The sequence below is a fragment of the Alteromonas gracilis genome, assembly GCF_002993325.1.
Lineage (GTDB): Bacteria > Pseudomonadota > Gammaproteobacteria > Enterobacterales > Alteromonadaceae > Alteromonas > Alteromonas gracilis.
Map to the genome: position 1 here is coordinate 1 of NZ_PVNO01000011.1, position 3,859 is coordinate 3,859.

Below are 3,859 nucleotides of genomic sequence, written 5' to 3' on the forward strand. Positions count from 1 at the left end.
CTAGACACAATGACTCCCTGTGAAATGCTAGCCTCCGCATTTTCGTGGGTTAGCTGAAAGCCAGTGCCATAATTAGTTTGCTTAAGACTAAATCATTTGGAGGCTAGCATGAACAAACATAGCATGATTTTTATCGGGTTGGATACACACAAAGAATTCCATGAAGTGGCATATTGTGAGGAACATCGCGGGGCGAGTCCGGTTCATTACGGCCGTATCCCTTCTTCCAAAGTCAGTGTAAAAAAGCTGCTCCGCCAGTTTGAATCTAAATATCCTGGCGCAACACTTCACGTTGTTTACGAAGCAGGGCCATGTGGCTACTGGATATATCGTCTCATTACCAGTCTTGGGCATTGTTGCTATGTAGTGGCTCCGTCTCTTATTCCCAAAAAGCCAGGAGAGCGAATTAAAACCGATCGCAGGGATGCGCTTAAACTCGTTAGGTCACTAAAGTCCGAAGATCTCACGCCTATCTATGTGCCTGAGCCAGAAGATGAAGCGGTTCGGGATTTATCACGTGCTCGTGAAGCGGCAATGAAGGATTTAAAAGAAGCAAAGTATCAACTCAAAGCCTTATTACTTCGCAACAACATACGTTATGAAGGCACTGCCAACTGGTCGAAGAAACACCTTCGCTGGCTCACCGAACTGATTTTGCCTCATCCAGCCCAGCAAATTGTCTTGCAGGAACAACTGCAAACCATTGAGGAACGTATCCGGCGACTGGAAAGGCTCGACAATGAGTTAACCCACCATGTACACCAATGGCGTTATTACCCAGTAGTGAAAGCCGTTCAGGCGATGCGAGGCGTTCGATTGCTCGTTGCTGTTGGTGTGGTGGCAGAGCTCGGTGATTTACACCGCTTCGACCATCCCAGAAAGCTCATGGCTTATCTGGGCTTAGTTCCCAGTGAACAATCATCAGGTGGAAAGCGACACTTAGGAGCCATTACAAAAGCAGGAAATGGTCGAGCAAGGCGTTTACTGATTGAGGGGGCGCACAGCTACCGTTATCCGGCTAACGTCTCTACTGAATTACAGTTAAGGCAGGAAGGCTTACCTAAAGACATCGTCGATATCGCTTGGAAAGCACAGCTTCGCTTGTGCAAACGCTATCAGCGCATGAGTAAAAAGGGAAAGCACTACAATTTAATCATTACCGCGATAGCTAGAGAAATGGCGGCATACATCTGGGCTATTGCAAAGGAAGTGGTACTTACGCCGGTTAATCCAAAACTAAGACTGAGCCGTGTACCTGCATGATAAACGAGTTTGAGCTAACGCATTCGGATCAGGCCGCGGGATGTGGCACAACCTACGAGGGCGTTATGATGGCAATCACTTAATGGTGATTGATCCACGAGCCTAGACTGATGAGAAGGTGCTACGGCGGAACATGTAAGGTCAGCTCTGCTTATTCAATGAATAAGTAACCTACGAATACCAGCATACCAACCGACGACATTACTGCCTCATCCGGTGCGTTAGCTCAATTTATTATGAGTGAGAAACAAAGCTAATTATGGGCTGAAAGAATGTCAGGGATGCACTCGCTCAGGGTTGACAAAGGGAGTCATACCAACGCCCTGCTTAGGGGCGGAAACACATGGGCTAAAATTTAGGAGCGAAGCGACGCAGCCCATGTGTTTGCGTCCCAGCGAGCCTGCGAGCGACTACAGCAGTTTGTTAGCTTTCTGCCGATTCAACCTTATAAACTAAGTATCGTTTTAATACGCCTTTTGCTGAAGTTACCCGCTTCACGTTTAACTTAATTTTGCCGCCATTACCATTTTGCGCATGATGCATTGACCACGTGAGCAGTTGTTTTTGAGCAGAAGTAACTTCATCTTCTAGTTTAAAGGATACAGTGCGTTCCAGCTTATCATCATAAAACCTACCAAACGGGGATAATATATTGTAACGAGTTACATTGCCGACAATTCCGGTTTCCAAATTTGGATTTGTTCTAATAGAAACACTCTTGAGTGTCTGAGAATCGAGCCTAATTACATTGCCGACCTGTTGCCTCTTTATGACTATCGCCATATCTTCACATTGCTTAATTGGTTTATGTGCCTGCTCTAAAGGTATTTCTAAGGCTTCTTCCATTTCGCCTATAAATGGTTCAATCCGTTCATCGAGTCTCTTAACATGAGGAGTTTCAGGGGAGTAATCTAGTTCTAACGTTTTAGACCATGTCCACTTGAGTAGGTCATAGAATACGTTTGCGACGATGCTAGTGCCGATAGAGGTAGCAATTGGATGCTCAACCGCAATAGCTATCAGTTCCTCAAAGCTACCTTTTCGTGATGGATGAATATAAATTTTTGCACCACTAACCTTGTTACCGTGCTTTTTTACCTCTCCTTCGTTCAGCAAAGCATGTGTTGTGATTGACAGAGCTTTTGCAAAACCTTGGAGTGATACAGAAGCATCGTACATATCTAATCTGCCATCGTTAGCATCACCATGGTGGTACGAGATTTTGAACTTTATTATCTTAGGGGAAGCCATGATTACTCCTTGTGGCAAATATTCCTATTTGAAAGCTAACTTTTAAATAAGGGGCGCAGGCATGTGGGGCATAATGGCGAAGCCGCCCCGCATGTATGCGTCCCAACGAACGAAGTGAGTGACTTAATTTTTTTGTATGGATAATTACCCACCTAACTTAAATCCTTTTTCATCAATTTCGGGTAATGTGAGACCCAGGCTTTAGCAGCAACTAAAGCTTTCTATTTGGCAGTTCGATTAATTTTTGGCTCCTCAATTGAGAGACCGATAACAAGAAAGAACGCCTCATAGGACTCCAAGCACCACACTCGAATAGTCTACTGGGTCTCGAACCCGCATTATGCAAGCAAGAGTCAGCTTATTATGAACACTATTACAAAGCAAAAAATTAACGTTGGGGTAGATACTGGCAAATCACAGCTTGATATTTACATACGGCCTTTGGATATCTTTTTCTGTGTAGAAAACAATGAAAGAGGGATAAAAGAAGCGATTGTCGAACTCAAGAAATATCAGCCCGAAAGAATAGTTGTTGAAGCGACGGGCAGATTAGAAATGCCTTTTGCAATGGCGTGCGCTGAGGCAAAACTTCCATTTGTCATTGCCCATCCAGTTCACATAAAACGATTTGCTGGTGCGATAGGGCGGCGAGCTAAAACTGACAAGCTCGACGCTAAACTAATAGCGCACTTTAGTGAGGTGATAAAACCTGACTTAACTCAGCTGAAGCCAAAAGCCATGCGCGCTATGAGCGATTTAGTCACGCGTCGTAATCAACTCCTTTCCATGCAAACAATGGAAAAAAATAGAATTCAAATCATGCCCAAAGACCTTGCGATGACGATAAAACCGATATTAACGGCTTTGGGTAATCAGATAAAAAAGGTCGAAGAAAAAATCCTGAAGATGATTGAGTTGACGCCGGAATTTAAAGCGAAAGATCAACTGCTTCAAAGCATGAATGGTGTTGGAAAAGTCGCAGCTGCGTCAATAATAAGTAATCTACCTGAGCTTGGTTATATGACGAACAAACAAGCAGCAGCCTTAGTTGGTGTTGCACCGATGAGCAAAGAAAGTGGGCGGTATAAAGGGCATCGGAAAATACAAGGTGGCCGTCACCAAGTAAGAACAGTACTCTTTATGGCTGTGATGTCGGCGATTCAATCAAACCCTGTATTTAAATCTTATTACGGTAAGTTAGTAAGCGCAGGAAAGCCTAAAAAGGTGGCTTTGATTGCCTGTGTGAGAAAGATGGTAATAGTACTGAATTCAATGTTGAGAGATGGTGTGATGTGGGAAGCGCCAAAGGCTTTAAATTAACTATTGACGCCATAGTCTCTTGTTA

General features: G+C 44.1%; 3 protein-coding genes. 2 read left to right on the forward strand and 1 reads right to left on the reverse strand.

The features are described 5' to 3' along the window. Window positions 1–108 precede the first annotated feature (108 nt). A complete protein-coding gene (locus C6Y39_RS04590) occupies window positions 109–1,263 on the forward strand; it encodes an IS110 family RNA-guided transposase (RefSeq protein ID WP_105930027.1) in 1,155 nt (384 codons plus the stop codon). A gap of 423 nt (window positions 1,264–1,686) precedes the next feature. Here C6Y39_RS04590 and C6Y39_RS04595 read toward each other — a convergent pair whose 3' ends face one another. Continuing rightward, window positions 1,687–2,514 (reverse strand): DUF7946 domain-containing protein, encoded by an 828-nt coding sequence (locus tag C6Y39_RS04595; protein WP_105930150.1) that lies wholly within the window; start codon window positions 2,512–2,514, stop codon window positions 1,687–1,689. Window positions 2,515–2,877: 363 nt separating this feature from the next. On the opposite strand from C6Y39_RS04595, the gene C6Y39_RS04600 reads away from it, so the two are divergent. Next, window positions 2,878–3,834, forward strand: coding sequence for an IS110 family RNA-guided transposase (locus tag C6Y39_RS04600; protein WP_105930038.1), 957 nt, complete (start codon window positions 2,878–2,880; stop codon window positions 3,832–3,834). Window positions 3,835–3,859 lie beyond the last annotated feature (25 nt).

Coding starts and splice junctions, on each gene's coding strand:
- C6Y39_RS04600 (WP_105930038.1), top strand. CDS start 2,878: ATGAACACTATTACAAAGCAAAAAATTAACGTTGGGGTAGATACTGGC.
- C6Y39_RS04595 (WP_105930150.1), bottom strand. CDS start 2,514: ATGGCTTCCCCTAAGATAATAAAGTTCAAAATCTCGTACCACCATGGT.
- C6Y39_RS04590 (WP_105930027.1), top strand. CDS start 109: ATGAACAAACATAGCATGATTTTTATCGGGTTGGATACACACAAAGAA.